22 protein-coding genes are annotated in these 23,998 nt (G+C 41.4%); 16 read left to right on the top strand and 6 right to left on the bottom strand.

The features are described from left to right. Window positions 1–33: 33 nt before the first annotated feature. The 3 genes from IGI92_RS10735 to IGI92_RS10725 form a co-directional block, all read right to left on the bottom strand. Window positions 34–576: a GNAT family N-acetyltransferase gene (locus IGI92_RS10735; protein ID WP_034878476.1), complete on the bottom strand. Its 543-nt coding sequence runs from the start codon at window positions 574–576 to the stop codon at window positions 34–36. 149 nt (window positions 577–725) lie between these two features. Next, window positions 726–1,085 (bottom strand): hypothetical protein, encoded by a 360-nt coding sequence (locus IGI92_RS10730; protein ID WP_016621521.1) that lies wholly within the window; start codon window positions 1,083–1,085, stop codon window positions 726–728. A 73-nt stretch (window positions 1,086–1,158) separates the two neighbouring features. Further along, entirely contained in the window at window positions 1,159–2,091 is a 933-nt protein-coding gene (locus tag IGI92_RS10725) for a helix-turn-helix transcriptional regulator (RefSeq protein WP_313151199.1), read from the bottom strand. 77 nt (window positions 2,092–2,168) lie between these two features. On the opposite strand from IGI92_RS10725, the gene IGI92_RS10720 reads away from it, so the two are divergent. The 8 genes from IGI92_RS10720 (at window position 2,169) to IGI92_RS10685 (ending at window position 10,443) form a co-directional block, all read left to right on the top strand. Continuing rightward, window positions 2,169–2,633 (top strand): VOC family protein, encoded by a 465-nt coding sequence (locus IGI92_RS10720; protein ID WP_430606999.1) that lies wholly within the window; start codon window positions 2,169–2,171, stop codon window positions 2,631–2,633. 193 nt (window positions 2,634–2,826) lie between these two features. Beyond that, window positions 2,827–3,981, top strand: a complete 1,155-nt coding sequence (locus tag IGI92_RS10715) for an LCP family protein (protein ID WP_034868433.1) — start codon at window positions 2,827–2,829, stop codon at window positions 3,979–3,981. A gap of 175 nt (window positions 3,982–4,156) precedes the next feature. After that, entirely contained in the window at window positions 4,157–5,074 is a 918-nt protein-coding gene (locus IGI92_RS10710; protein WP_430606997.1) for a cation diffusion facilitator family transporter, read from the top strand. 771 nt (window positions 5,075–5,845) lie between these two features. Continuing rightward, entirely contained in the window at window positions 5,846–8,512 is a 2,667-nt protein-coding gene (locus IGI92_RS10705) for a cation-translocating P-type ATPase (RefSeq protein ID WP_430606995.1), read from the top strand. A 209-nt stretch (window positions 8,513–8,721) separates the two neighbouring features. Further along, window positions 8,722–9,129, top strand: coding sequence for a MarR family winged helix-turn-helix transcriptional regulator (locus IGI92_RS10700; protein ID WP_008378808.1), 408 nt, complete (start codon window positions 8,722–8,724; stop codon window positions 9,127–9,129). Between the two features lie 14 nt (window positions 9,130–9,143). Beyond that, window positions 9,144–9,779, top strand: a complete 636-nt coding sequence (locus IGI92_RS10695; protein WP_010747855.1) for a nitroreductase family protein — start codon at window positions 9,144–9,146, stop codon at window positions 9,777–9,779. Between the two features lie 14 nt (window positions 9,780–9,793). After that, window positions 9,794–10,081, top strand: coding sequence for a putative quinol monooxygenase (locus tag IGI92_RS10690; RefSeq protein ID WP_016608137.1), 288 nt, complete (start codon window positions 9,794–9,796; stop codon window positions 10,079–10,081). Between the two features lie 2 nt (window positions 10,082–10,083). Beyond that, window positions 10,084–10,443 carry a DUF1304 domain-containing protein gene (locus IGI92_RS10685; protein ID WP_005234953.1) on the top strand — a complete coding sequence of 120 codons (360 nt, stop codon included), beginning with the start codon at window positions 10,084–10,086 and terminating at the stop codon, window positions 10,441–10,443. 132 nt (window positions 10,444–10,575) lie between these two features. On the opposite strand, the gene IGI92_RS10680 is transcribed toward IGI92_RS10685, so the two are convergent. Continuing rightward, window positions 10,576–11,178: an ECF transporter S component gene (locus IGI92_RS10680; protein ID WP_005234954.1), complete on the bottom strand. Its 603-nt coding sequence runs from the start codon at window positions 11,176–11,178 to the stop codon at window positions 10,576–10,578. Between the two features lie 109 nt (window positions 11,179–11,287). On the opposite strand from IGI92_RS10680, the gene IGI92_RS10675 reads away from it, so the two are divergent. From IGI92_RS10675 to IGI92_RS10665, 3 genes are all read left to right on the top strand, one after another. Further along, window positions 11,288–11,908, top strand: a complete 621-nt coding sequence (locus tag IGI92_RS10675) for a TetR/AcrR family transcriptional regulator (RefSeq protein WP_005225615.1) — start codon at window positions 11,288–11,290, stop codon at window positions 11,906–11,908. Between the two features lie 367 nt (window positions 11,909–12,275). Beyond that, window positions 12,276–13,766 (top strand): NlpC/P60 family protein, encoded by a 1,491-nt coding sequence (locus IGI92_RS10670; protein ID WP_430606991.1) that lies wholly within the window; start codon window positions 12,276–12,278, stop codon window positions 13,764–13,766. A gap of 33 nt (window positions 13,767–13,799) precedes the next feature. Next, the gene (locus IGI92_RS10665; protein WP_430606989.1) at window positions 13,800–15,656 is read left to right on the top strand and encodes a glucosaminidase domain-containing protein; all 1,857 of its coding nucleotides are present in this window, start codon (window positions 13,800–13,802) and stop codon (window positions 15,654–15,656) included. Between the two features lie 62 nt (window positions 15,657–15,718). On the opposite strand, the gene IGI92_RS10660 is transcribed toward IGI92_RS10665, so the two are convergent. Continuing rightward, a complete protein-coding gene (locus tag IGI92_RS10660; protein WP_430606987.1) occupies window positions 15,719–16,342 on the bottom strand; it encodes a hypothetical protein in 624 nt (207 codons plus the stop codon). Window positions 16,343–16,831: 489 nt separating this feature from the next. On the opposite strand from IGI92_RS10660, the gene IGI92_RS10655 reads away from it, so the two are divergent. From IGI92_RS10655 to IGI92_RS10645, 3 genes are all read left to right on the top strand, one after another. After that, complete coding sequence (locus tag IGI92_RS10655; protein ID WP_005234961.1) at window positions 16,832–17,209, top strand: DUF7006 family protein; 378 nt, start codon at window positions 16,832–16,834, stop codon at window positions 17,207–17,209. Between the two features lie 138 nt (window positions 17,210–17,347). Continuing rightward, window positions 17,348–18,115, top strand: a complete 768-nt coding sequence (locus IGI92_RS10650; RefSeq protein WP_005234965.1) for a putative ABC transporter permease — start codon at window positions 17,348–17,350, stop codon at window positions 18,113–18,115. A 205-nt stretch (window positions 18,116–18,320) separates the two neighbouring features. Then, window positions 18,321–19,514: a 3D domain-containing protein gene (locus tag IGI92_RS10645; RefSeq protein ID WP_430606985.1), complete on the top strand. Its 1,194-nt coding sequence runs from the start codon at window positions 18,321–18,323 to the stop codon at window positions 19,512–19,514. Between the two features lie 299 nt (window positions 19,515–19,813). Here IGI92_RS10645 and IGI92_RS10640 read toward each other — a convergent pair whose 3' ends face one another. Next, window positions 19,814–21,283: a helix-turn-helix domain-containing protein gene (locus tag IGI92_RS10640; RefSeq protein WP_016621502.1), complete on the bottom strand. Its 1,470-nt coding sequence runs from the start codon at window positions 21,281–21,283 to the stop codon at window positions 19,814–19,816. 861 nt (window positions 21,284–22,144) lie between these two features. Between IGI92_RS10640 and IGI92_RS10635 the strand changes: the two genes are divergently transcribed. Then, window positions 22,145–23,014 carry a hypothetical protein gene (locus IGI92_RS10635; protein WP_016613512.1) on the top strand — a complete coding sequence of 290 codons (870 nt, stop codon included), beginning with the start codon at window positions 22,145–22,147 and terminating at the stop codon, window positions 23,012–23,014. Between the two features lie 45 nt (window positions 23,015–23,059). Next, a complete protein-coding gene (locus IGI92_RS10630; RefSeq protein WP_005234969.1) occupies window positions 23,060–23,992 on the top strand; it encodes an LCP family protein in 933 nt (310 codons plus the stop codon). The last annotated feature ends 6 nt before the right edge of the window (window positions 23,993–23,998 follow it).

Raw genomic sequence — 23,998 nt, 5'->3', positions numbered from 1 at the left:
TGCGGATGAGCGGACTTGTTCATCCTCATGAGCTTATGAGTGAACTTCAGCAAGATGTTCACTGACTAAACAGGCAAAAACCAAACTATCGGTCCATTCCCCCTTGTTCCACCAGTCTTGGATAAAATGTGCTTCTTGGCGCAATCCAATCCGTTGGCAAAGCTTGGCTGAGGCCTGATTGCGGGCATCTAGCGTCGCTTGGACCCGATGGATCTTCTGACTGGCAAACAACCAGTCCAACAACTCTTTCAAGGCTTCTTGAGCAAACCCTTGTCCGCCAAATGACGGATGGAAGGCATAGCCGATTTCAACGGAAGACGGCTGACCAGTAGACCACACCGACAAATCGCCGATGACCGTTTGATCGTGTAGTACCGCCAAAGAAAGACCTGCTTGGTCCGTCAAGGTGTGCTGTTGACATTTTTTGGCAAAAGACGCCGCTGCCGTTTCTGTCTGCCAAGGCTCATGAAGTAAGAAACGGCAAACTTCCGCTTGCTGATAAATAGCAAAGGTATCGGCAAAATCACTTTCTTGAAACGGACGGATCGTTAACCGTTCACTTTCCATACATACCATAGACAGCCTCCATTTCTTTAGGGACATCTTACCATAGAACGAAATAGCCGAAAACATTATCAGAAAAATACAACAACTTTCTTGTAAAAGAGTGTAAATTTCATGAAAATTCTTTCTTTTACAATTAGAACTTGCCAGTTGCTGCCTATTTACCACGCCTGCCAGCGGGCAAGAAAGGTTTTTTGCCAATCCCCCAAGGGCAAAATCACTCGCTGCATTTGAAAACGGTAGGTTTCCCCTTTATAAGTAAAGCGAATCGGGACGAGCATCCCTACAACAGGATCTTTGTGCTGTTTTTTTAGCTCAGCAAGCGGCACGATTTTGTGCTGCAGGACTTTTGTCGAGAAAAGATTCAATGCCAAAATCGTCAATTGCTGATCATCTAAGACGAGCAGGGTACGGCTGGTGATGGCATTGAAGGACTGCCATTTTGCATAGCCGATCACAGCTCCTTCCGTCAAATAGGGGGCTGCCAACGCTTGGAAGGTTTTTTTATTTAAAAGAAACATGGGTAGAAAACTCCTTATAAGTAAGAATCGTTTTAGGCAGAGTGTCAACCATCATCGAACAGCGTGAAGACGCTTAGTCAGTTGTAAATGGCTGCAGCATCCGCCGAACTTTTTCAGTATACGCCTGTTTGAGGGCTAACGGTTCGATTTCTTTGATGGTTGGCCCAAATTGCAAGAGAAAGTCAGCTAGAAAATCAAGCTCATTGTCGGCAATGTGTCCTTCTAAGCAAAGCTCACTAGGACGTTCCACCACTGCCATATCAGGATATTTTTCTTGCCACAAGCGTTCCTTTGCCGATAGATCAAAGCGGATGTGATAGCCCAGTGTTTGTGTCAACACTTGTTGCTGCAGCTGTTTTTCAGCTAACTGCTGCAAGGTATAGCCTGTTTTTTCAGTCGGAGCAAGTCCCTGCATTGCATCACAGCGATAGCGGCGAAAGGCCTGCTTTTGACAATCAAAGGCCAAACAATACCAGTAACCAGCACGAAAATCCAGCTGATAGGGTTGTACGGTCTTGTTCGTTTTTTGATAACGCTGATAGGTAAATTGGATGACCTGTTCTTGTACGATTGCTGAAAAAAGCGCTGAGAGGATCGGTGCACTCGTCAATTGAGGCACCCCTTGAAACGAAACCGCCGTCTCCATTTTTTCTAACCAGTCGGTATCTCCTTGATAAAAAGACTGCAAAAGTTTTCGCCGCAGCCCTTGATAGCTCCGATCAAAAGGAGAATCGGACAGTTTTTGTAAGAGCTGTAAAGCAAAGAAAAGGGTATAACGTTCATTTTTGTCAAAGTACAAGGGGGTCAGTTGATTTTTTAAGATCTGATAGCCGCCATAACGACCGGCTTCTACCACGAGAGGCAAGCCCAGCTCTTCCAACGATTGGACATCGCGGACGGCTGTACGTTTTGAAATCGCAAAGGTTTCCATCAAATCAGCTAGATGAAAAGTGGTTTTTCCTTGTAAATACAATAGCTCCTGAGTTAAACGTTCTGATTTTTTCATTTCTTTCTCCAATGGTGCCAAGTTTTGGCAATATTCACAGTTACACTTATGGTAACAAGAAAAGGAGGAACCAACAAATGATCGAACCAAAAATCGCTTTATTTTTGACCTTAGACGGCAAAGCCCAAGAAGCCATCCACTTTTATCAGGAAACATTAGACGCGACCCTCTTATTCGCCATCACCAACCAAGAATATCAAAAAAAACTTGATCCAACGCTGGAGATTCTTGCAGGTCAAGAACAGTATCTTTCTCATTCCATCCTACAAATCGGAGATTTCCAGTTGCAGCTGGCTGACAATCCATTGATCGAAGGGGAGCCCATTCAAGCAGGGAATCACTTATCCTTGAGTTTGACGATAGACGACACCAAAACAGTTCAAAAGCTTTATCAACGACTAGTGGAAAAGGGCAGTCAGGTGATCCAGGCACCTAGTGAAAATCCGTTTGCGTTTTTTTATGCAAGTGTTCGCGATCCATTTGGTGTAATTATTCAGCTTACTGTCGAAAAAGAAGTTGATCCATCAAAAAAGGGTGAATGAAAAAAATCGTTTTTTAATAAAATATCCATAGAAGTTGACTAATTATCCAGCTTTCTTTCATCATCAGAATTATTTTTAAGGAATGTTTAAAGGACTTCACAGAAAAAGAATAAAACTTCTTAAAAAAATAGGCGGATCGCAAAAATTCTGGTACAATCGGGGAGAGCAATTCAGGAGAAATGAAGGAGGCACTATGGATAGAAAGACGAGATATAAACAGCAAAGAGCCCACAAAGCGCGCAACAAACGCGTGATTATTGGAGGAATCTTTCTTTTCGCCATTGCAGGCATCGTTTTATTTGCCGGCTATACGTATTATGCAGCAAAAAATTCAGTGGATAAAATGTTTAAAGAATCCGCTGTGATAACCTCTAACAAAGAAAAAGAGGATGGATCACTCAAAACATCCGATGTAAGTTCTAAGTTCGGTGTTTTATTGATGGGTGTCGATAATGATGAGGAACGTGAACAAACAGATCATTTAGACAGTGCACGTACTGATAGTTTGATCTACATGGTTTATGATGGCGAAAATAAAAAAATCGATATGGTCAGCATCCCGCGGGATATTTGGACGAATATCTATGATGGAACTGGAACAGGTACAATCTATACCACAGCAAAAATCAATAGTGCTTATACAGTCGGAGAAGAAGATGCCACGATCGAAACCGTTCAAAATTATTTGCAATTACCAATCGATTACTATGTAAATGTGAATTTCATAAGTTTTAAAAAAATTATTGATGCAATTGGTGGTGTAACTGTAAATGTCCCTTACGACATAAATCAAGATTATGCCGCAGATAACTCTGGGGAAACATTGATTCCGGAAGGTCGTCAGTTGTTGAATGGTGAGCAAGCTTTGATTTTTGCGCGTATTCGAAAAATGGATACCGATGTTGATCGGGGAAATCGTCAGCAAGAAGTCATTGAAGCAGCAATTCATCAGGCTTTAAAAATTAATAACGTGACGAAATATCAAGAAATTTTAGATTCTGTAAGTAATGACGTAAATACAAACTTTAAATTTGAAGATTTAGTTTCCCTTGCTGGAAATATGATTTCAGGATTTGAAATCAATAGTCATACCTTTGAATGGTATGATGGGGAGTCTTACGATGGTCAGTCCATTGTGTACATCCAAGACTACTCTTACAATGAAATCCGAAACGACATGCTTAAGGCATTAGGCAAGCAGACAGAAGAACAGAGTACCCAAAATCAAAACACAGATGCTCAGACAGGATACGACGACGGGTCTCAAGGAACAGGTTATGGCAGCGAGTACGGTACTGACAACGGAACGGGCTATGGCACGGAGTATGGATCAGATTCAAATTATTAATGAAGTATAATTATCTGAAGCAAGCCAGGAGAAATCCTGGTTTTTTTGCGTTCAAGAGGGGAGCAAATGGTAAATCTTTGTCACAAGCCACTTTCGTTTTCATCTAAGAAGTGCAGTGCTATGCTTTAGATAAGAAGCAGCCTACTGCAGCGAGGCCGACACCGAGGGAGGAACCATGATGGAAAAACAGCAAGAACAAAAAGCCCGTAGAATCGTCTTGTTGACCCATGTCTTAGGGTTGCTCATGAAAGCCATCGGGTACTTCCTTAGCGGCAGTGCAGTTTTAATGAACGAAAGTATTCACAGTATGATCGATTGCATCAATCAAGGTCTTTTGGCCATCGGTGAAAACCGAGCACAGCGAGGACGCAGTGAATTGTATCAGTTCGGTGAAGGACGAGCGACCTACTTTTTTAGTACCGTGGTCGCAATGACGGTCTTTTTAGGAGGCGGCATTTTAGCTGTTGTCGAAGCCAGCCGCGATTTGCTGGACCCCACCCACGAAGTGGAGCAGATCCAGCTGGTGGCAGCAATCTTATTTGTCAGTTTGTTTATTGAAGTGACTGCAGTTCAAGATGGTTGGCAAGAAGTCAAAGAACAAAACAAGCAAAACCAGCCCCTCGTCCGTTTCCTAAAAGAAAGCCGCGATTCCGATCTGCTTTTAGGCTTCACGGAAAATTTGTTTGCCTTAGGTAGTGTGACGATCGCCATCGTAGGAATCTCATTGACTGCTTTGACAGGCAATCCGGTATTTGATTCCCTCGGGGGCATTTTAGGTGGATTGTTGTTGATAGCTGCTGCTGTCTTTTTAGCCAAAGAATTTTATAGCCTTTTGATTGGCGAAGGGGCATCTGCATCAGATTTAATGGCGATCAAACAAATTTTAGCCAACCCTGCCATCATTCAAATCAAAGATTTACGAACCCTCCATCTAAGCCCAGAGGAACTTTTGATCGTCGCCGACCTTAGCTTGAAACTAGCGCCGGATGAAGAACCAAGCACGTTTATTGATAACATTGAGCAGCAAATAAAGCAGGCTTTGCCTGAACTGAGGGTCTATTGCTATATCGAGAGTGAGGAAATTACCTCTTAAAGTAGAATAAATACGAAGCATTCTTCGGTTGGTGATTCACAATTCAACCCAGGAATGCTTGTTTTGGGTAGTGGTGAGCTCGTGTTGAATGAACACAAAGGATCAGTGGCTTGTTTTAACTTTAGGCTTTTCTGACGATCAGGAATTAGATTGTAAGCGGAAAGATCCAGTGATTTATCTATTTTTTTAGCAGTAAACAGTTTTTTTGTTCAAAAGTTTGTGTTTTTTTGTTAAAATAAAGTAAGGACAGTGAGCGATCTCTTTTTAAAGTTATTTTTTTGCTAGAGTTGTAACATTGTAAATCACAACATAGCGAAAGCTCAGGTTATTAAGAAAACGCCGAAACGAGTGCCTGTTTGCCATTACTGGCATGCTGTCAAATCGACACCAAAAGCTGAGGTGCTAATTTTGTCACGACTGTTTTTTTACTTTACTTGTGAAGCAAAATCCTTTGCGAACATCTTCATCCATGATAGGTTAGAAATAGGCCGAATGGTTTTTTCACAAAGTACGTACATAGAAAGATCACTTGCGACTACCAAAAAAAGTTACTTCACTGCTCGCAAAATGATCGATGCTCATCACACATACCTTTTCCCTCAGCCAGTCAATCTGCGCTTGCTTTTCTTATTGGTTATATTCCCTTCAATCAGCAATTGCGTGAACCGATTAAAAATCAAAAAATGACTGTGCAAGGTATCTGTACCGATTTATCCCTTCAGAAACGTGGAAACCCTCGGCAAGAAGTTTACAATTAAAAGGAGGAATTTGATGGAAAAATTTTACCAGCAAAAGACTGAAGAGACCTTGAAACATTTTGAAAGTGACCGCAAGCAAGGCCTAAGCGGGAAAGAAGCCGACAAACGCTTAGAAAAATACGGAGAAAACACGATCCAGCAACAAGAATCCCTTTCTGTATGGGAATTGCTGTGGCATAATTTGAACAACTTGATTGTTTATCTCTTGCTAGCAGCTGCGTTACTCTCTTTTGCGATGGGGGAAACGGTTGAAGGAATTGCAGTATTGATTGCCGTGGTGATTGCTGTAATGACCGGTTTCATTACAGAATTACGAGCACAAAAATCAATTGATTCACTTCAAAGCATGATTTACACTACCGCAAAAGTGATTCGTGATGGAGAAGTAATGGAGATCGAGTCGGCAAAGATCGTTCCAGGCGATATTCTCGTTTTGGAAGAAGGGGATGCTATTGCGGCAGATGCCCGCTTACTTGAAACGAGCAACTTTGCCTGCATCGAATCAGCGCTGACCGGTGAGTCAGAAGCTGTTGAAAAAGATGCACGAGAAACTTATGAAGAAGATGTTCCATTAGGCGATCGCCGCAATGTCGTTTTCGCAGGAACTGCGGCAACTCGGGGAAATGCCTATGCAGTAGTGACAGAAACCGGCATGAAGACCGAGGTCGGAAAAATCAGTGACATGCTGACGGGTGACAAAAAGCGTCAAACGCCGTTAGATATAGAATTGGACAAGCTTGGAAAAGCAATCATTATTGCAGCGCTCTTTGCTGCGGTGGCAGTTTTGGTCGCAGGTATTTTGACGAATCAGCCATTTGTCGAAATGATCCATATTTCGATTATTTTAGCGGTCGCAGCCATTCCTGAAGCAATGCCAGCCGTTTCGACAATCACATTGTCTCGAGGCATGCGGACGATGGCCGAGCACAAAGCACTCGTCAAATCGTTATCTGCCGTCGAGACTCTTGGCGCCACCAGTATCATTGCCAGTGATAAAACGGGGACGCTGACAGAAAACCAAATGACGGTTGCCGAGATCATTTTAGGTTCTGGGGAAATGTTCAAAGTGACAGGAAATGGGTATGAACCCAACGGAAAATTCTATAAGGCAGACTCGGATGATAATTCCGAGATCGACGCAACCAATCATGATGCACTGCAAGGGATGGTTGCAAATGGCGCTTTATGTACCACCGCCACTTTACGTGAAAACGAAGGGCAATACGAGATCCTCGGTGATCCAACGGATGGGGCGTTTGTCGTTTTAGGTCAAAAGATCGGCATCGATCGGCAAAAAGAGCAGGACAGCGGGCTGAAGAAAATCGCAGAAATGCCCTTTGATTCCGACAACAAATACATGGTGACCGTGTATGAAGGAGAGCAACGGACATTGATCATCAAAGGGGCACCAGATGTCTTAATTGATTTAGCTGATGCTGATGCCACAGAAAAAGAACAACTTCATGAATACAATGACACGTTAGCCAGTCATGGGCAGCGGGTGATCGCTGTCGGTTGCATCAAGGATTATCAAGGTGGGACGGACGAAGCAGAACTGAAAGCAGCATTACAGGAAATCAAGATCCAAGGCTTTGCGGGCATCGTCGATCCGCCCCGAACAGATGTCAAAGAGGCAGTGAAGGTCGCCCAAGAAGCGGGGATCCGAGTGAAGATGATCACGGGGGACCATCCGAAGACCGCATCAATGATCGCCAAAGAAATTGGTTTAATAGATCATGAGAAAACCATGACAGGTCGAGAGATCGATGAATTGGCAGGTCAAGAAGGCTTTAACGAAAAAATCGAAGAAGTCGCTGTCTTTGCTCGAGTCTCTCCAAAAAATAAATTACAACTTGTGGAAGCCTTGCGTGAAGAAGGCGATATCGTTTCAATGACCGGCGATGGCGTTAACGATGCGCCGGCACTCAACGGCGCCGATATCGGGATCGCCATGGGGATTCGTGGGACAGAAGTAGCCAAAGAATCTTCCGATATGATTTTAACGGATGACCGTTTTGGAACAATCGTCGATGCCATCAAAGAAGGACGCATCATTTTTGACAACATCAAAAAATATGTTTCTTTCTTGTTCTCATGTAATATGGTTGAGATCGTGACGATCTTTTTAAGTGTCATCTTCTTGATGCCAATGCCGATCCAACCGTTGCATATCCTTTTCTTGAATCTAGTCATCGATATTGCGCCAGCAATGGCGTTAGCCTTTGAACCAGCAGAAGACGATATCATGAAACGTCAGCCACGGTCGAAAGCTGATGGCCTCGTCAACAAACGCTTCTTAGGACGCATCATTTTAAGTGGTGTTGTGATTGGTTTGGTGGCGTTTGGCTTCTTCAATTTCTTGATGTTGACGGATCACGAGTTGCTTTATGCACAAACAGCGACCTTTACCTTTATGGCAGTAGCACAATTGATGCATATTTTCAACGTTCGTAAGAGCAGCGGTTTTGGCTTAGACAAAACTCTCTTGAAAAACAAACCGTTGATGGGGGCATTGCTCCTTTCCGTAGGTTTGCAGCTTTCAGCAGTCTATGTACCGTTTATGAATGAGCTATTAGACACGATGCCAATTCAAGCCGGCACGTGGGGGATCATCTTCGCTGCTGCAGCGATCTCTACACTGATTGTGATGGGCTTGAAGAAACTCTTCCAATTAAAATAAAATAAATTATCCAGTATTTTCTCAATACCGGAGTAACGAAGACCCGCAGCCTAATGGCGCAACTTCGCCAAAGGATTCTTGATTCGATCCTTGATGAAGTTCGCCTAGCTGCGGGTCTTTTTTGCTTACTCTTTACAAGCAAAAGAAAATGATCTATACTTGACTAGTCAACAGTTGACAAGTCAATGATGAAAGGAGCGGTTTATGCAATGAATTTACGTGAGCTAAGCGGATTGCTGTATCGGATGAAAATCGTGAATCAAGAATTAACGGCGATCTTTGAAAAAGAGACTGGCTTTAGTCTGACCCGTTATCAGTTGCTGCAGTTTTTGAATGAGCAAGGACGCTGTACCCAAAATCAAGTACAGAATGAATTGAAGATCGATAGTGCAGCGGTCACTCGGCATTTGAAGATTCTCGAAGAAAAACAATTTGTGACACGGGAACGAAACAAAGACAATAACCGCGAGATTTTTGTTTCTTTGACACCGAAAGCACAAGCCGATTTGGCTAGTTGTGCTTCAAAGCATGCCAGCTCTGAGGAGTCGTTAGGCATCAATTTGACCGAAGAAGAAGAAGCACAGCTTCTAACATTACTTATGAAATTAGTTCCATGAAAGAAGGCAAACCCATGACAGAATACAGCAATAACAATTTTTCAGAGATTACCTTTGGCCGAAAATCGGTTCGTGTCTATGATGAAACCTACAAAATCCCCCATGAAGAAATGTTGACCATGATCCAAGAGTCAACGACAGCACCTTCCTCAGTCAATATGCAGCCTTGGCGCTTTGTCGTTGTGGAAAGCGATGAGCAAAAAGCAAAATTGAAACCGTTGATTCGTTTCAACGTCCGTCAAAATGATACCTCTTCTGCAATGGTCTTGATTTTTGGCGATATGCTTTGTCATGAACTTGGGGAAGAAATTTATAACAAAGCAGTAGCAGAAGGCAAAATGCCAGCAGAAGTACGTGACCAACAATTAGCAGCGATCATTCCGCATTACGAAAATCTTACAAAAGAACAAATGAATGATGTGGTGAAGATCGACGCTAGTTTAGCTGCCATGCAATTTATGTTAGTTGCGCGGGCGCATGGCTATGAAACCAACCCAATCGGCGGCTTTGAAGCAGATCAATTATCCGAAGCTTTTGGCTTAGACAAAGAGCGTTATGTTCCTGTCATGATCCTTTCAGTCGGAAAAGCCAAAGAATTAGGCTATGAATCCGTTCGGTTAGACGCAGAACAAATTACGACATTTCTATAAGAGGAGGGAAAACGATGGAAATCATCAATGCAACGTTTTACATCAAAGAAGAAAAGCGGGCAGATTTTTTAGCCGCTGTTACGCCATTATTAGCATCGGCGAGAGCTGAGGAAGGCTGCCACGGCTATCATCTCTATGAATCATTGGAAGAGAACAATCGGTTTGTCATGGTCGAAAAATGGGCGAATCAAGAAGCAATCACTGCTCACAATCAAAACCCGCTGCTGCAACAATTATTCCAACAAATGCCTGACTTTGCAGCCAAACCGAGCGAGATCGTTGTCGCTCATCAAGGAGAATAAAGATGACGATTTTATCGACGATTTTGATTGTACTGGTTGCCTTAGAATTTTTCTATATTCTCTATTTAGAAACATTTGCCACTACGTCCAAAGCAACAGCGCGGATCTTCAACGTGACGAAAGCAGAACTTGAACGACCGATCGTCGTGACCTTGTTCAAAAACCAAGGGGTTTACAATGGGCTGATCGGTTTGGGGTTACTGTATAGTATTACCTTTGCTTCAGCGCCATTGGAAATCAGTCGCTTGTTGCTGATCTACATTATCTTAGTAGCTGCATATGGCAGTGTGACTAGCGACAAGAAAATTATTTTGACCCAAGGCGGTCTAGCGATCCTTGCCTTGCTGTCCACCTTTTTTTAACCAATAAAAGAAGAAGCCCCCTAATCTAAGAAAGCCTTTCTATACAATAGAAGCTTTCTTAAATCGGGGGCTTTTAATGTTTTGGCAAAGAGTACTCAGAACGTGAAAAAAATGATAGGATAAGAGAAGGGACTAACGATTTTCTGGACGTAAACTGGTTGCCGCAAATAAGGCTTTTACTAGAATGGGTGTTAAGATCGCAGCTGTGATCACCTCAGAGATTCCATTCGTTATAGCAATTCCACCGAGGGTCACGAATAAAGCCGAAGCATCGACACCATAGGTATTGGCAACTAAGCCAGTATATAAGGTTCCCATTAGGGTTAAGACCAAAACTGTATTTGTGATGGTCCCAAAGATTGCTGCAACAATCGAAGCAGCGACGACTTTTTTGGTCTTTTTGTAAATGATCGTAAATAAGAGACCAGCCACTAAGCCAACCAACACACGGGGGACCACCGAGATGATTGGGTTGGTGAAAACGGCAATGTCCAAGGGCGTTGTCGGGGAGGTAAACGCACGGATCATGGTAAAAATGCCCCAGACTAAGCCAATGAACATCCCGTCTTTTGTCCCTAAAACGATGGCAGCGACGATTACCGTGATATGGATGATCGTCAAACTAGTGATACCGATCGGAATAAATCCAAGGAAAGGTACCATCGTCTGTAAAATAATAATAGCAGTCAAAATGGCACGAATGACAAGGCGATAGGTTTTGCTTTTTGTATTCATTGTAAAAACTCCTTTTTTATAATGACACTCGTGTCATTTTTAAGTTAGGTTGATTATACAATAAAATGACACGAGTGTCATTAATAATGTGATGAAAGGAGCCAAAAAAATGGCGAAGAAGCAGCAGAGCGAATTGACTACAGCGGAAAAGAAAAAACAACAAAAGCGTGATTTGATTCTTGAAAGTGCCAAAGTCGTCTTTAGTAAGAAAGGTTTGATTGATGCGACAATGAAGGACATTATCGAAGAGTGCGGCATTAGTCGCGGCGGCATTTATTTGTACTTTCGTTCGGTGGATGAGATTTTTTTGGCAGTGTTAGAGCAGCGTTCCAAACGAAAATTTGATGATGTACGAGAGATGATCATGGAGCAAGTACCCTTTGAAACGATTTTAAACAAATATTTTTCCGACCATCGCAAGCGTCTACTCCACAGCATTTCTGACGGTATGCTGCGAGCCGTCTACGAGTATTACTATACGCATAAAACCGAAGCCTCCAGTTCACTGCAGCAAGCTCAACTCGCTGAGACGAAACGGACGATCCATGAGATTTTTCAAGTGGGCGTTCAGCAAGGTGTATTAAAAGATGAAAACTTGGCAGTGATTGCAGAAAACTATATGTTCGTGATTGAAGGATTAGGGATTTTGGCTCTGACCGGTCACATCACAGAACAGACCATTGATGACCAAATCGCCGTAATGAGACAACTACTCCCTTATCGTGAATAACACAGACAAAAAAACTCGCTCTTTTCTAGAAAACACTAGGAAGGAGCTTTTTTCGTCTGTTTATAACTTTGTGAATCAAGCATATTTTGCAGAAAATTAATGTAATAAAAGTGAAATCTACAACATTATTTATTTTTTCTTAAGAAAAAGGACTTTTTCTATGAAGTTTTCTTGAACAGTTGATACATAGGGATTCACTCGGCGTGTCGGTGGGATAGGAGTGGGGAACATGTAATAAAAAAACAGAGCTTATTTATGTAACTAAAATGTAAATCGCTTACGGATTGGGTTTGTTGCTGAACTATGGTAAAATGAAAATGGTCAAATAAATGAAAAAAAAGTTTTAAAATTGAATTTGGAGGATCAGATGAAGAAGAAAATCTTTGCAACAGTGTGTATGTGCGGCATTGTATTGTCATCATTCGGCGGACCTGTGACCGTTTTTGCTACGAATCACGATCAATTGATCGAACAAAAAAATAACGAAATTGATCAGTTGAGACAGCAACGTCAAAGCGTACAAGGGGAAATTGACGGATTGTCTGCAGAAATTGATTCGTTAAATCAAGAAGCAGCAATCATTTTAGCGCAGCAAAGTGATTTGTTGCAAGCGATCGAAGGATTGGATCAGGAAATCAGTCAGTTAGAAGAGCGCATTGCCAAACGCTCAGAAAACATTGAAAAGCAAGCCAGAGAAACACAAGTTAATGGAAAAGGCGACCATTTTCTAACAGCGGTACTAGAGGCGGACTCTGTCAGTGATCTAGTCGGTCGTTTGCATGCGATGACGACGATCATTCGAGCGAATAATGAAGTGATCGAACAGCAAAAAGCCGACCAACAAGCTGTTGAACAAAAGCGTGCGGAATCACAAGAAAAAGTGGCAGAATTGCAAGCAGCACAGAGCCATCTGGAAGCACAAAAAGGTGTTTTGGAAGCAAGCCAAGCAGAATTAAATGTCTTAGTTAGTAATTTAGCCTACGAAGAAGCAACGAAAGAAGAAGAAAAAGAACAGCTGCGTGCGGAAAAAGAAGCCTATGAAGCGGAGCAAGCGAGAATTCGTGAAGAAGCTGCCCGAGTAGCTGCTTTACAAGCCCAAGCGGAACAAGCGGCGCAACAGCAGGCAGAACAAGCTGCAGCGGAAGAAGCAGCCTTGAATGAAGCAGCTGTTCAAGTAGAGAGCACAGAACCTGACGCAGAAACAGAGAGCCCAGCGCCAGTGGAAGAGCCAGAAGCACCAGCAAAAACGCAACCAGAGGAAACGCAAGAATCTGAACCGGTTGAAACACCAGAGGTTCCAGAGGAAACACCAGTAGATACACCAGAAATTCATGAGCCAGAAACACCAGTGACACCTGCAGCACCGGAGACGCCAGCGGACAGTGCACCTGCAGTTCCTGCACCAACGCCAGCACCGACGCCAGTTACACCAACACCGGCGCCAACGCCTGCTCCGTCACCTGCACCGATCGTGACGCCGCCAGCACCTTCTGCACCAGCATCAACAAATGGTGCTGCAATCGTGGCAGAAGCCTATAAGCATATCGGAAAACCCTATGTGTGGGGTGCCAAAGGACCGGACAGCTTTGACTGTTCTGGGTTTACTCGCTATGTCTTTTTACAAGTAACAGGGAGAGATATTGGTGGATGGACGGTGCCACAAGAAACAGCCGGTACAGTGATTTCCGTTAGCCAAGCACAACCAGGAGATCTTTTATTCTGGGGTTCATCAGGTAGCACCTATCATGTAGCCATTGCTTTAGGTGGCGGACAATACATTCATGCACCACGCCCAGGACAAAATGTTTCTGTTGGCAGCACCGCTCATTTTACACCTAGCTTTGCAGTAAGAATGTAAGAAGTAGCTAGCTGTAGTTTTAAGGAGAGACAAATGGAAGAAAGAAAACAACTTCGTTATCGTGCGAAGAAACAAAAAAGAGGGCTTCTTTACCGTAAAAGTGCGGCGGCAACCGCTGCACTTGTTAGTACGGTGAATATTTTGCCGATGAATGTTTTAGCAGATACACTCGAGTCAGCAGAAGCCCAAAATGGTGTTCAAGTAGTTGAAACAGCAGAGTCAACCCAAGACACATCGACGCATGATTCAGTGAGCATTGTAGAAGATCAAGAAGTGAACGAGGGATCACCAGCAACTCAAGATAGTACCGATCCATCAGAAGCTGAAAGTGCGGATGGAGTAGACATCCAAGAGGTACCCGAAAATGCACCAGCAGATGATGCTTCTGAACAGAATGAAGCAGAAACCGATAGTGATATTCCTGTTCTGTCAGAAGAAGAGCGGATCGCCATTGAAACGAAGGTCATGCCCAACTATAACAATCCAATGGCACGTTCCAACAATCAGCAAGCATTTATTCAGCAAGTAGGACCAATGGCACAAGAAGTTGCCGGGGCAAATGACCTCTACGCTTCGGTCATGATTGCCCAAGCGATCTTAGAATCGGGTTGGGGGCAATCCACGCTGACCACTCTTGCAAATAATATGTTTGGTATCAAGGGATCTTACAATGGACAATTTGTAGAGATGCAAACCATGGAAGATGACGGGAATGGCAATCTCTATCCGATTATTGCTAGGTTTCGTAAATACCCCTCATTAAAAGAATCTTTTCAAGACAATGCGCATGTTTTGAGAACTACCTCATTTTCGCCGGGTGTTTTCTTCTACCATGGGGCATGGAAGTCTAATACAAATTCTTATCGTGACGCGACTCAATGGCTGCAAGGACGTTATGCCACCGATACTTCTTATGCAAGTAAGCTAAACAACTTGATTGAAACGCACAATTTGACCCAGTACGATACATCAAGTGGTGGCGGTTCAAATGATAACAACAATAACAATTCTGAGCAGGCGATCAATAAGCAATTCAGAACAAATGCAGCACTCAATATCCGTTCGGATGCTTCCACTAGCGCCTCGATCGTTGGTTCATTGGCTGCCAATGCAACATTTGAAGCAGTAGCGCAAAAAACTGGTACCAGTGTGAACGGCAATACGACGTGGTATCGAATTCAAGGACGTGGCTGGGTAAGTGCTGCTCACGTGACGGAGATCTCATCGAATACGGGTGGGAATGATAACAACAATAATAATGGTAACAACAACAATAACAACAATGCCGAACAAAGCATCAACAAAGAGTTCCGCACAACTGCTGCCTTGAACATCCGTTCAGATGCATCGACTAGCGCTTCTGTTATTGGCTCCTTGGCAAGTAATGCGACATTTCGAGCAGTCGCTCAAAAGACGGGAACGAGTGTCAACGGAAACAATGTGTGGTATCGAATTCAAGGTCGCGGCTGGGTGAGTGCTACGTACGTGACAGAAGTGAACGCTGGAAGTAATAGCTCTGAGCAAAGCATCAACAAAGAGTTTCGTACAACCGCAACATTGAATATTCGCTCTGATGCGTCTACCAGTGCCAGAATTGTTGGTTCTTTGTTAAACAACTCCTCTTTTCGCGCTGTTGCGCAAAAGACCGGAACCAGTGTGAATGGCAACAACGTCTGGTATCGAATTGAAGGGCGTGGCTGGGTAAGTGCAGCGTATGTTCAAGAAACGAACACTTCCTCATCAAACAGCACCACCTATACCGTACGTTCGGGAGACACTCTATGGGGCATTTCGCAACGCTACAGTGTGACTGTGAATCAGTTGATGCAGTGGAATAATCTTTCTGGCTCATTGATTCTTGTAGGACAGCGTCTTGTAGTCCGTAGATAAAATGAAAAAACATCTGGAACCATTTTTGCGGCTATTTGCCAAAATGGTTCCAGATGTTTTGTTTATTCTTCTTTGAAGCTGTTCATGATCGCTGTTAGCTCGTCTTTTGAAGAGTCGTATAAGCTTTCTAACGTCCAACCATACAACTGAACATAATTATTGTCGGTTTCAAGTACATAATAAATATAGTGGATATTTAGCCCTTCAACTGTCGCTGGGAAATCAACGAAATAGGCCTTCGTGTCAGGAATTGGTAAAAAGGTGGCGGTCGTATCGAAGCTTGTTGCCAAATTTTCTTGAACCAATCCGAGATATGTTTCTAAATCGGCAAAATCTTGTTTCGATTCAACGACTGCAGCTAAGTATTTCGTTTCTAACGCATCTGACAACATGAAATCATTGTCAGGATTCAATGAAGTGAAATCGGGTACCTCTTGCCAATTACTAGGCAAATCGATGGTATAGTTTGTTCCACTCACGCCTGTGATGGTTTGTTCCGAACTCGGTAAAGCCGCTTCGCTGGAAGAGCCCGTCGATTCTTGCGCGACTTCTGTTGACGAAGTCATAGATAAGCTTGTAGCGCTTGTATTTTCCGTGCTTTCTGAAGCTGGTTTCTCCTCTTTTGGCGTACAGCCAGCAAAAAGAAGTGTGAACCCCAATAAACTAAAAACAACACTTTTTCTCATTATTCTCACGTTCCCCTTTGTTTTCTATTTTCAAATAACCAACATTATTTAGTTAATCGTATAATAGGAAAGGAAATAACGCAATAAAATATTCTCAGTTACTGCATGAAAAGAAAAAAATAAAGGATTGTTAAATAATAAATTTAAAAAAATGAAGCCGAAATAACTGACTGTTACCGCTTATTTTCACTTTTTTCTTAGATTGATGCAAAAGTTGATTATAAATACGGGGCGACTTTTGCTATGCTTTAGAAAAGAAAGGAAGCATTAAAAGAATAGTGAAGTTAAAAATTGTGTCGGTTATATCTATAAAAGAATAGTGTGTTTTTTATTTATCTATTTGTTTTGAATAATTGTCAGAATTTTGTTGCGAAATACTATGGCTTCTTTCGATACAAAAAGTAGGGCGACATCAGCGACAGCCGGATAGAGAAAGATAGCTCAAAGCGGCGAGGAATAGAAGAAACATAAGATCTACGTTTAAAAATAATGGAACTAGGGGGAAGGAAATTGTTTTATCAATCAGTAAATGAGTATCTAGTAAAAATGAGAGAAGGATTATCTGCTGAAACCATTAAAGGTGAAATGCCATCAGTCTATGCGTACTGGTTAGCACAGGAAGCAGAATTGAAAAAAATATTGAAAAACAAAGACATGGCTTTTTGGATGGATATCCAAAGAGTTCTCTTGATCGATGCAAAATTAGTATTACTTCGCAGTTACATCAATGACTACGATTTTCACGGATTTTCCGAAGATGAGATCATTGCAAATGTGGAACAAGATCATTTTACCTTTAACAAAGAACTGTGTGGCTATAGTTTGAAAGAACAAGTGCACCCATCAATTATTTTTGGTGATCAATAAGCAACGAAAAAAGAACGTTCAAACAGGGAATAAGCTACTGCACTGATTCAAAATAAAACTGATTGATTTGTGGTATGATTGTGATGACAAGTACGATTGCACAGATCATTGTGACAGTTTGAAAAGGAGCGGATAGGTATGGTTCAATTTGAACGGATCATTTTATTATTTTTCTTGTACTCATTTATCGGTTGGCTTTGGGAAACCATTTATTGCTCACTAAAAGCCAAGCACTTTGTTTATCGGGGCTTCCTTGTTGGTCCCATCACACCCATCTACGGCTTTGGGATTCTTGGCGTTGTCTATTTATTGCGGCCATTGCATGAGCAAGTGATTCCACTGTTCTTTGCGGCAGCGTTGTTGGTTACCGTGCTTGAATATGTGACAAGTTATTTACTTGAGCGTTTTTTTCATGCCTCATGGTGGGATTATAAAGAAGTCCCATTGAATATCAATGGACGGGTGGCATTGCCGATTTCTCTTTTTTGGGGCGTGTGCTGTGTGCTCATTGTTCGATTTGTTCATCCGCAAATGCTGGAGATTGTTCAAACATTGAGTGCTCGCGTAGGATTCTTATTGCCAGTTTTCTTATTAATGGTTCTCTCTTTTGATATGGGCTATACCCTAGCTAACTTGGTTGCCTTTCAGAAAGCAGTGCAACAGGTCAATCAAGCCTTTGAACAGCACAAAAAAGAATTGGCTGAAAATATTGAGCAATATAAAAACGATTGGCAAGGGCGCTTCGCAGCGTTTCCAGAAGAATGGCGCGTATTAAAACAGAATCTACCGAGATTGAATTTCCATCAAAGAAGACTCTTAAAAAACTTTCAAAAGTTAGAAATTAATCAGATAAAAAGCAGTCAGGAATTGTCTCGATTTATTGAAGCGATCCGTAAGAAAAAATAGGTTTGTTACGGTAAGATTACAAAAAATAAACCCTTATCAATGCTGATTCTTCCCACTTCTGACTGATTTCAGTTGAAAAAGACGATTAAAACACCCACTATTACGATAATTTGTAACAAATTGTAAAGGTCCTGCAATAAAATTCTTCTTAAGAATTTGTATAATAGGATATGTTGGAAAACATAGTGAGAAGTGAGGGAATTTTTTGAAGGCAAAGAAACTACGAACAATCGTTGTCGCTGTCTTTGCGGCAGGAATCGTTTCTCCAATCTTTGCGCAGGCTGAGTCACTTGAATCATTGCAAGAGCAAGAAAGTGCCGTCATGCAGCAAAGTCAGGAAATCAGTACGGAAGTACAGATTGCATTGACTGATGTGAATGCGAAATACAGTGAGGTAGAAGAGCTAAAAGCTCAAATCGCTGAAAATGAAGAATCATTAGCAACAACCAAAGCAGAAATCAAAACTGCACAAGAAACAATTGAAAAGCGTGAAGCAGTCGTTGCGGAACGTATGAAAGACATCCAAGTCAATGGCGGGGCTACCAGAGACTGGACGGTACTGTTAGAATCATCAAACATCCAAGATTTTATCAATCGTGCCTATGCGATGACGATGTTACAAAACTTGGAAAAAGAAAAGATCGATTCATTAACAGCTGAAAAAGAAAAGCTAGAAGCTTTAGAAGAAAAAGCACAGTCAACACAGCAATCATTGAAAGAAAATCAAACCGCATTAGAATCAGAAGCCAAAACACTGGATTCAAAAATTGCGAATCTACAAGCCCAATTGAAAGAAAACGAATCAACCTTGGCACAAATCGCTTCAAGCAAAGAAGCTGAAACAGCTCGCTTAGCTGCTGAAAAAGCAGCAGAAGAACGAGCAGCCAAAGAAGCGGCAGAACAAGCAGCGAAAGAAAAAGCAGAAAAAGAAGCAGCCCAAGCTGCCGAACGTTCAAGCGCTTCTGAATCACAATCGGCTGCTTCATCGAGCAGCAATACGACTGAAAGCAGCACCTCATCATCGAGCAGCTCTTCAAGCAGTAACAATAGCTCAAATAGCAGCTCAAGCAATACAAACAACAATAACAATAGCAACAACAGCAATACAAGTAGTGGTCGAACATTGATGATGGAATCAACTGCTTACTCTTATAAAGAAGCTGGCTCCAGTTTCTTTACAGCAAGTGGTACAGACTTACGCAAAAATCCAATGGCAGTTGCCGTGGATCCAAGCGTGATTCCGTTAGGCACCTTAGTCAATGTTGAAGGCTATGGCGTAGCACTAGCGCTTGATACTGGTGGCGCGATTAAAGGAAATATCATTGATGTTCACTTTGATAATGTAGCACAATGTATCCAATGGGGACGTCGTCAAGTAAAAGTAACGATTCTCGATTAATCAATCAACTAGCAAGAAGCAGCTCACTGAATGAAGTGGCTGCTTCTTTTTTTGATTTTAATAGAATAAGGCATAAGTAGAGAGCGTATCGCTGTGTCAGTGCCGACCCGAATGGATACGCTCTATTTTGATTTAAATTGCTCACAAGTCCTTACAATCGTTCTCTCAGATATTTATTTTGTGGTGATCTAATCATACTAGAGAACGATATGTTTTTTAATACCTAAAATGAAAATGGGGCTGAAGAATCAGTTATGATTCCTCAGTCCCATAAATTAAAGAGCCAAGATTTTCGTTTATCAAGGATTGAAATTGGCATTCAGTTTTTCCTCTAAAGCTTCCCAGTCGTGCTCATCGGGAAAAGTTTTGAATAGCAAATAATCAATGTCTTGGGCATATTCGGTAATGTATTCCGTATAGTTGGTGACGATCAAGTCAATTTGATTTTTTTCCAAATAGCCTGCCGACAATTCATTGGAGTCTGGAAAATAAAATGTCCGAGAGCTGCGCAAATAACGAACAGATTTGCATTTTAATAATTGGCATAAATAAAAGGGGCCTTCAAACAAAAAAGCAATATTCTTCTTTGCTTGCCAGTACAAAGATTTAATAGAGGTAACGTACATCGTAAGACTCGTTCCTAAGTGTTCCAGTGTGATACTGTCCCAAATTTCTCTGGCTAATGGTTGCGTCAACAGATAGTTTTTAAATAGATGGTAATCATCCATATACGCCTCTTCGACAAAATGAACGGTATCCGAAATCATATGGTTTAATAAGGGGGATAATAATTGCTTGATTTTTGCTACCGTAAAAAAGGATTCTACTAAGAGCCGGTCACGAGCGCTATCTTGAGTATCTGGCAAACAATCCTTGACAAAGGCTGCAGCAAGCTGCTTAATTTCAGGCCAATGATTATACTCTTTACAAAAGGTTTGTTCGATCGCCAAATTGCTGATCGAGCGACGGGTTTTCACCAATAAGAACAAATAAAGTACTTCCTCATAGGGAAGTTCTTTTTGGTATTGTTCACTCATTGCCTCGTTGATTTCAGAAAATAGCCGAAAATCATTATATTGCTCAAATATTTTTTTTATTTGCTTAGGCAACTCGATACCTTGACCCGCACAATGGCGCTCAAAGGTGATATACAAGTAATAATTGAATTCACCAAACGAACAAGCATGCTGGTCAAGTTGATAACATCTAGAAAAAGCGCTAGCAGTGATATTTTGGATGGCGATCGGCGGAAAAATCGTATGGGCAGTAATTTCCGATTCGTAATAGAAATCATGGAAAAACTTGCGAATATTGATCTCCTCACCAATAAAGCAAATAGGATTGGTTTGGATCTCCAAACGATAGAAAGAAAAAATCGGTTGCACTTTCCGCAAATAGCGAAGAACAGTGCTTTCTGATATATGGTATTTCTCAGCCCATTCAGATGAGCTATAAAGATCATTGTGGAAAATACTTTCGATGATATGGAACAGAATCTCGTTGGCAATCAGCGCACGTTTTTTCGTTAAATAAACAGCTGAATGTTTGATCGAAAAAATATACCCCTTGTGAGAAGAGTCGATCGATAAACAATCGCCAAAGTACTCTTTTAGATCCGTCACATCCGTAACGATCGTTCGCGTGGTACTTCCTGAAATTTTTGCCAAACCTTGAGTCGAACATTGATAATTTTTCTCGAATGCCCTCAAAATTTTCAGCCATCGAATCGTTGCAGTATTAGTAATAAAATTTATTTGAAAATTTCTCAAGACGTGGCTCCTTTCATGAACAAAATCGCAAATCTTACTTATTCATCTTAAAGAAGATAGGGAAGAAAAAACAAATCACGTATTTCATCGATTGGTGAAATCTATACCAGAGTCTATGCGAGATTTTTTGCATTTTCTATAAATCAACTGACGATCGGCATATATATATAGGTAGAAACACGTTTTTTCCAGCATGTCGAAGAAGATTGATGGAAATTGAATAGCCAGAGAGGGGGCGAGACGATAAGTTTTTAGTGGTGGAATAAAAATTAAATGATTATTGTTTTTCGGGGGGCGATTGAATATTAAGGGGAACAGAATTGAAGAAAAAAGTCACTTTGCGAAAGACAACTTATAATTTTAACAGGAACGATTGACGTAAATAAATAGCAGCCGCAAAGGAAACCCTAAGTGCGCCAAGAAAAGAATTCAGCTTTGCCAAATTAATTTATAATAACAAAAAAGTGTATAAAAATACTTTCTGAATTTCTTATCTTTTCTATTTATAATGAAAAGATGTTGAGAAAGTGAACGAATATAATCTCTTAAGGTTATTTTTCTATAATGTGACAACCTTCAAAGGTGATGAGAACAACGATTATAACTGAATTATTCATTATTTAAAATGAGGGTTTAAAAAAACTGTCAAGTAAAGTAGACGTTATTTATGGTTTTTTAAAATAACTGATGTTTGGCATGATATAAGTCTTTTATTGACGAAAAATATACCTTAATAAATAAAAAACGGGAATTTCCTTTATTTAATGATACATTTCTCTTATAATAAACTAGAATTGCCTTTATTATGTGAGAGGAAGGCAGAATGCTTAAACAAGCACAATTGAAGTAGGGAGTGTGTTCATGGGAAAGCCGTTAATAAAGACTTTGACTGTTTTAGCCGTTGGTATTGGCGCCGTTGCAATTTGTTTTATTGGTTACCGACAAAATAACCAAAGGCAATATCAGCAACGAGTCGAATATGCACAGACAGCGATTGCCAGCGAAAAAGATCGCATCAATGAGTTGTCAAATGAAATTGCTGAATTTTACAGCAACGAAGATCAAACGTTTTTGCGAAAAGATCTTAAAGAAGAAGACGTTCTTAAAACAGTCGCAAAACTTTCTGCAGTGAAAGTATCTGCAGACGATTATGGGATCGATGATGATGCACTGCCAAGTGAGTCAGTGGAGATCCAACAAGAAAAAACCGCCCTTGATGATCAGCTAAAAGACATCGAGGCAAAATTAAAAGTACAAGCGGATACGGAAGCCTTATTTACTGAAGGTGTTTCAAATTGGCAAAGTGCTGAAAATGATGTCACCATTAGAGCTGATCTAAAAGAAACGGATGTCGGGAATGTCCGTGAAAATCTGAGCTTTTTTGAGGATAGTAAATGGAAAGAGTTAGTTGTTTCCTATTTAGAATATGCGGATACTCAATTGGACCGCATTGCAAAATTACAAGAAACTTTTGATGAAATGCTTGATGGGGATGAGGTGACAAGTGAAGTCACCTTAGAAAAATACCTGAGTGCAGTCGACAGTATCAGCAAAGTTCGCAACGAAGAATTGAAAGAGAAATTCACCGAATTAGCAGATAAAGTCGCTACCCAAATGGGGTACACAGGATACAGCACGTATACACCCCCCGCTTCAACGGAAAGTTATTCAGAGGATACATCCGCAGGAGATGGCACCTGGACAGATCAAAGTTCAGACACTGTTTACTAATTTAAAGATGTATCGAAGAAAATAGAGATAACTGGAGGAAAGCAAATGTCAAAAGGAAAAAAAATCTTTTTAATCATCTTTTCAATCGTTGCAGTGTTAGTCATCGGAATGATCGGTGTCGCTGCAAAATTATATTTTGATGTATCAAACTCAATTCAAGAAACCTATCAATCAGTCGAACGTGATCGAGAAGATCGACTACGTGAAAATGATGTCGACCTATCCCAAAAAGATTCCTTCTCGGTTTTACTGATGGGGATCGATACCGGTGATTTAGGAAGAGTCGAACAAGGACGTTCTGATACCATGATGGTGGCGACCATCAGCCCACAAGACAATCAGACGACGGTGGTGAGTATTGGAAGAGATTCCTATGTTGATATCGTTGGACATGGGACGACAGATAAAATTAATCATGCCTATGCTTTTGGTGGACCAGCGATGGCAATGAATACCGTAGAAAAATTCTTGGATATTCCGATCGATCATTATGTATCAATCAATATGGCTGGTTTGAAAGAATTAGTCGATGCGGTTGGCGGCATTGAAGTTGATAATGAAATCACCTTTTCGCAAGACGGCTTTGATTTTGCTATCGGACGTACATCACTAAATGGCGAACAAGCCCTTGCCTATTCAAGAATGCGTTATGAAGATCCAAACGGCGATTATGGGCGTCAAGAACGCCAACGTAAAATCGTTGAAGGGATCGTTAAGAAAGTCTTGAGTCTTGATGGAATCACCCAATATCAAACGATCTTAAATGCCGTTGAGCAAAACATGAAGACAGATATGAGTTTCGATGACATGCGAACCTTAGCATTTAATTATCGCAGTGCCTTTCAAACGATCAAACAAGATCAGTTGCAAGGGGAAGGATTCATGCAAGACGGCATCTCATATCAGCGTGTGAGTGACGAAGAACTAGCAAGAGTTCAAAAAGAGTTGAAAGCTCAACTAAATCTAGAGAATGAATAGGAAAGT

The organism is Enterococcus sp. DIV2379 (genome assembly GCF_050542965.1).
In the GTDB taxonomy this organism is placed as follows: Bacteria; Bacillota; Bacilli; order Lactobacillales; family Enterococcaceae; genus Enterococcus_D; species Enterococcus_D entomosocium.
This window is presented reverse-complemented; position numbering and strand designations above follow the sequence as displayed.

Coding starts and splice junctions, on each gene's coding strand:
- IGI92_RS10695 (WP_010747855.1), top strand. CDS start 9,144: ATGACAGAATACAGCAATAACAATTTTTCAGAGATTACCTTTGGCCGA.
- IGI92_RS10700 (WP_008378808.1), top strand. CDS start 8,722: ATGAATTTACGTGAGCTAAGCGGATTGCTGTATCGGATGAAAATCGTG.
- IGI92_RS10705 (WP_430606995.1), top strand. CDS start 5,846: ATGGAAAAATTTTACCAGCAAAAGACTGAAGAGACCTTGAAACATTTT.
- IGI92_RS10715 (WP_034868433.1), top strand. CDS start 2,827: ATGGATAGAAAGACGAGATATAAACAGCAAAGAGCCCACAAAGCGCGC.
- IGI92_RS10660 (WP_430606987.1), bottom strand. CDS start 16,342: ATGAGAAAAAGTGTTGTTTTTAGTTTATTGGGGTTCACACTTCTTTTT.
- IGI92_RS10670 (WP_430606991.1), top strand. CDS start 12,276: ATGAAGAAGAAAATCTTTGCAACAGTGTGTATGTGCGGCATTGTATTG.
- IGI92_RS10665 (WP_430606989.1), top strand. CDS start 13,800: ATGGAAGAAAGAAAACAACTTCGTTATCGTGCGAAGAAACAAAAAAGA.
- IGI92_RS10680 (WP_005234954.1), bottom strand. CDS start 11,178: ATGAATACAAAAAGCAAAACCTATCGCCTTGTCATTCGTGCCATTTTG.
- IGI92_RS10690 (WP_016608137.1), top strand. CDS start 9,794: ATGGAAATCATCAATGCAACGTTTTACATCAAAGAAGAAAAGCGGGCA.
- IGI92_RS10735 (WP_034878476.1), bottom strand. CDS start 576: ATGGTATGTATGGAAAGTGAACGGTTAACGATCCGTCCGTTTCAAGAA.
- IGI92_RS10675 (WP_005225615.1), top strand. CDS start 11,288: ATGGCGAAGAAGCAGCAGAGCGAATTGACTACAGCGGAAAAGAAAAAA.
- IGI92_RS10725 (WP_313151199.1), bottom strand. CDS start 2,091: ATGAAAAAATCAGAACGTTTAACTCAGGAGCTATTGTATTTACAAGGA.
- IGI92_RS10650 (WP_005234965.1), top strand. CDS start 17,348: ATGGTTCAATTTGAACGGATCATTTTATTATTTTTCTTGTACTCATTT.
- IGI92_RS10635 (WP_016613512.1), top strand. CDS start 22,145: ATGGGAAAGCCGTTAATAAAGACTTTGACTGTTTTAGCCGTTGGTATT.
- IGI92_RS10710 (WP_430606997.1), top strand. CDS start 4,157: ATGATGGAAAAACAGCAAGAACAAAAAGCCCGTAGAATCGTCTTGTTG.
- IGI92_RS10655 (WP_005234961.1), top strand. CDS start 16,832: ATGGAACTAGGGGGAAGGAAATTGTTTTATCAATCAGTAAATGAGTAT.
- IGI92_RS10720 (WP_430606999.1), top strand. CDS start 2,169: ATGATCGAACCAAAAATCGCTTTATTTTTGACCTTAGACGGCAAAGCC.
- IGI92_RS10730 (WP_016621521.1), bottom strand. CDS start 1,085: ATGTTTCTTTTAAATAAAAAAACCTTCCAAGCGTTGGCAGCCCCCTAT.
- IGI92_RS10630 (WP_005234969.1), top strand. CDS start 23,060: ATGTCAAAAGGAAAAAAAATCTTTTTAATCATCTTTTCAATCGTTGCA.
- IGI92_RS10685 (WP_005234953.1), top strand. CDS start 10,084: ATGACGATTTTATCGACGATTTTGATTGTACTGGTTGCCTTAGAATTT.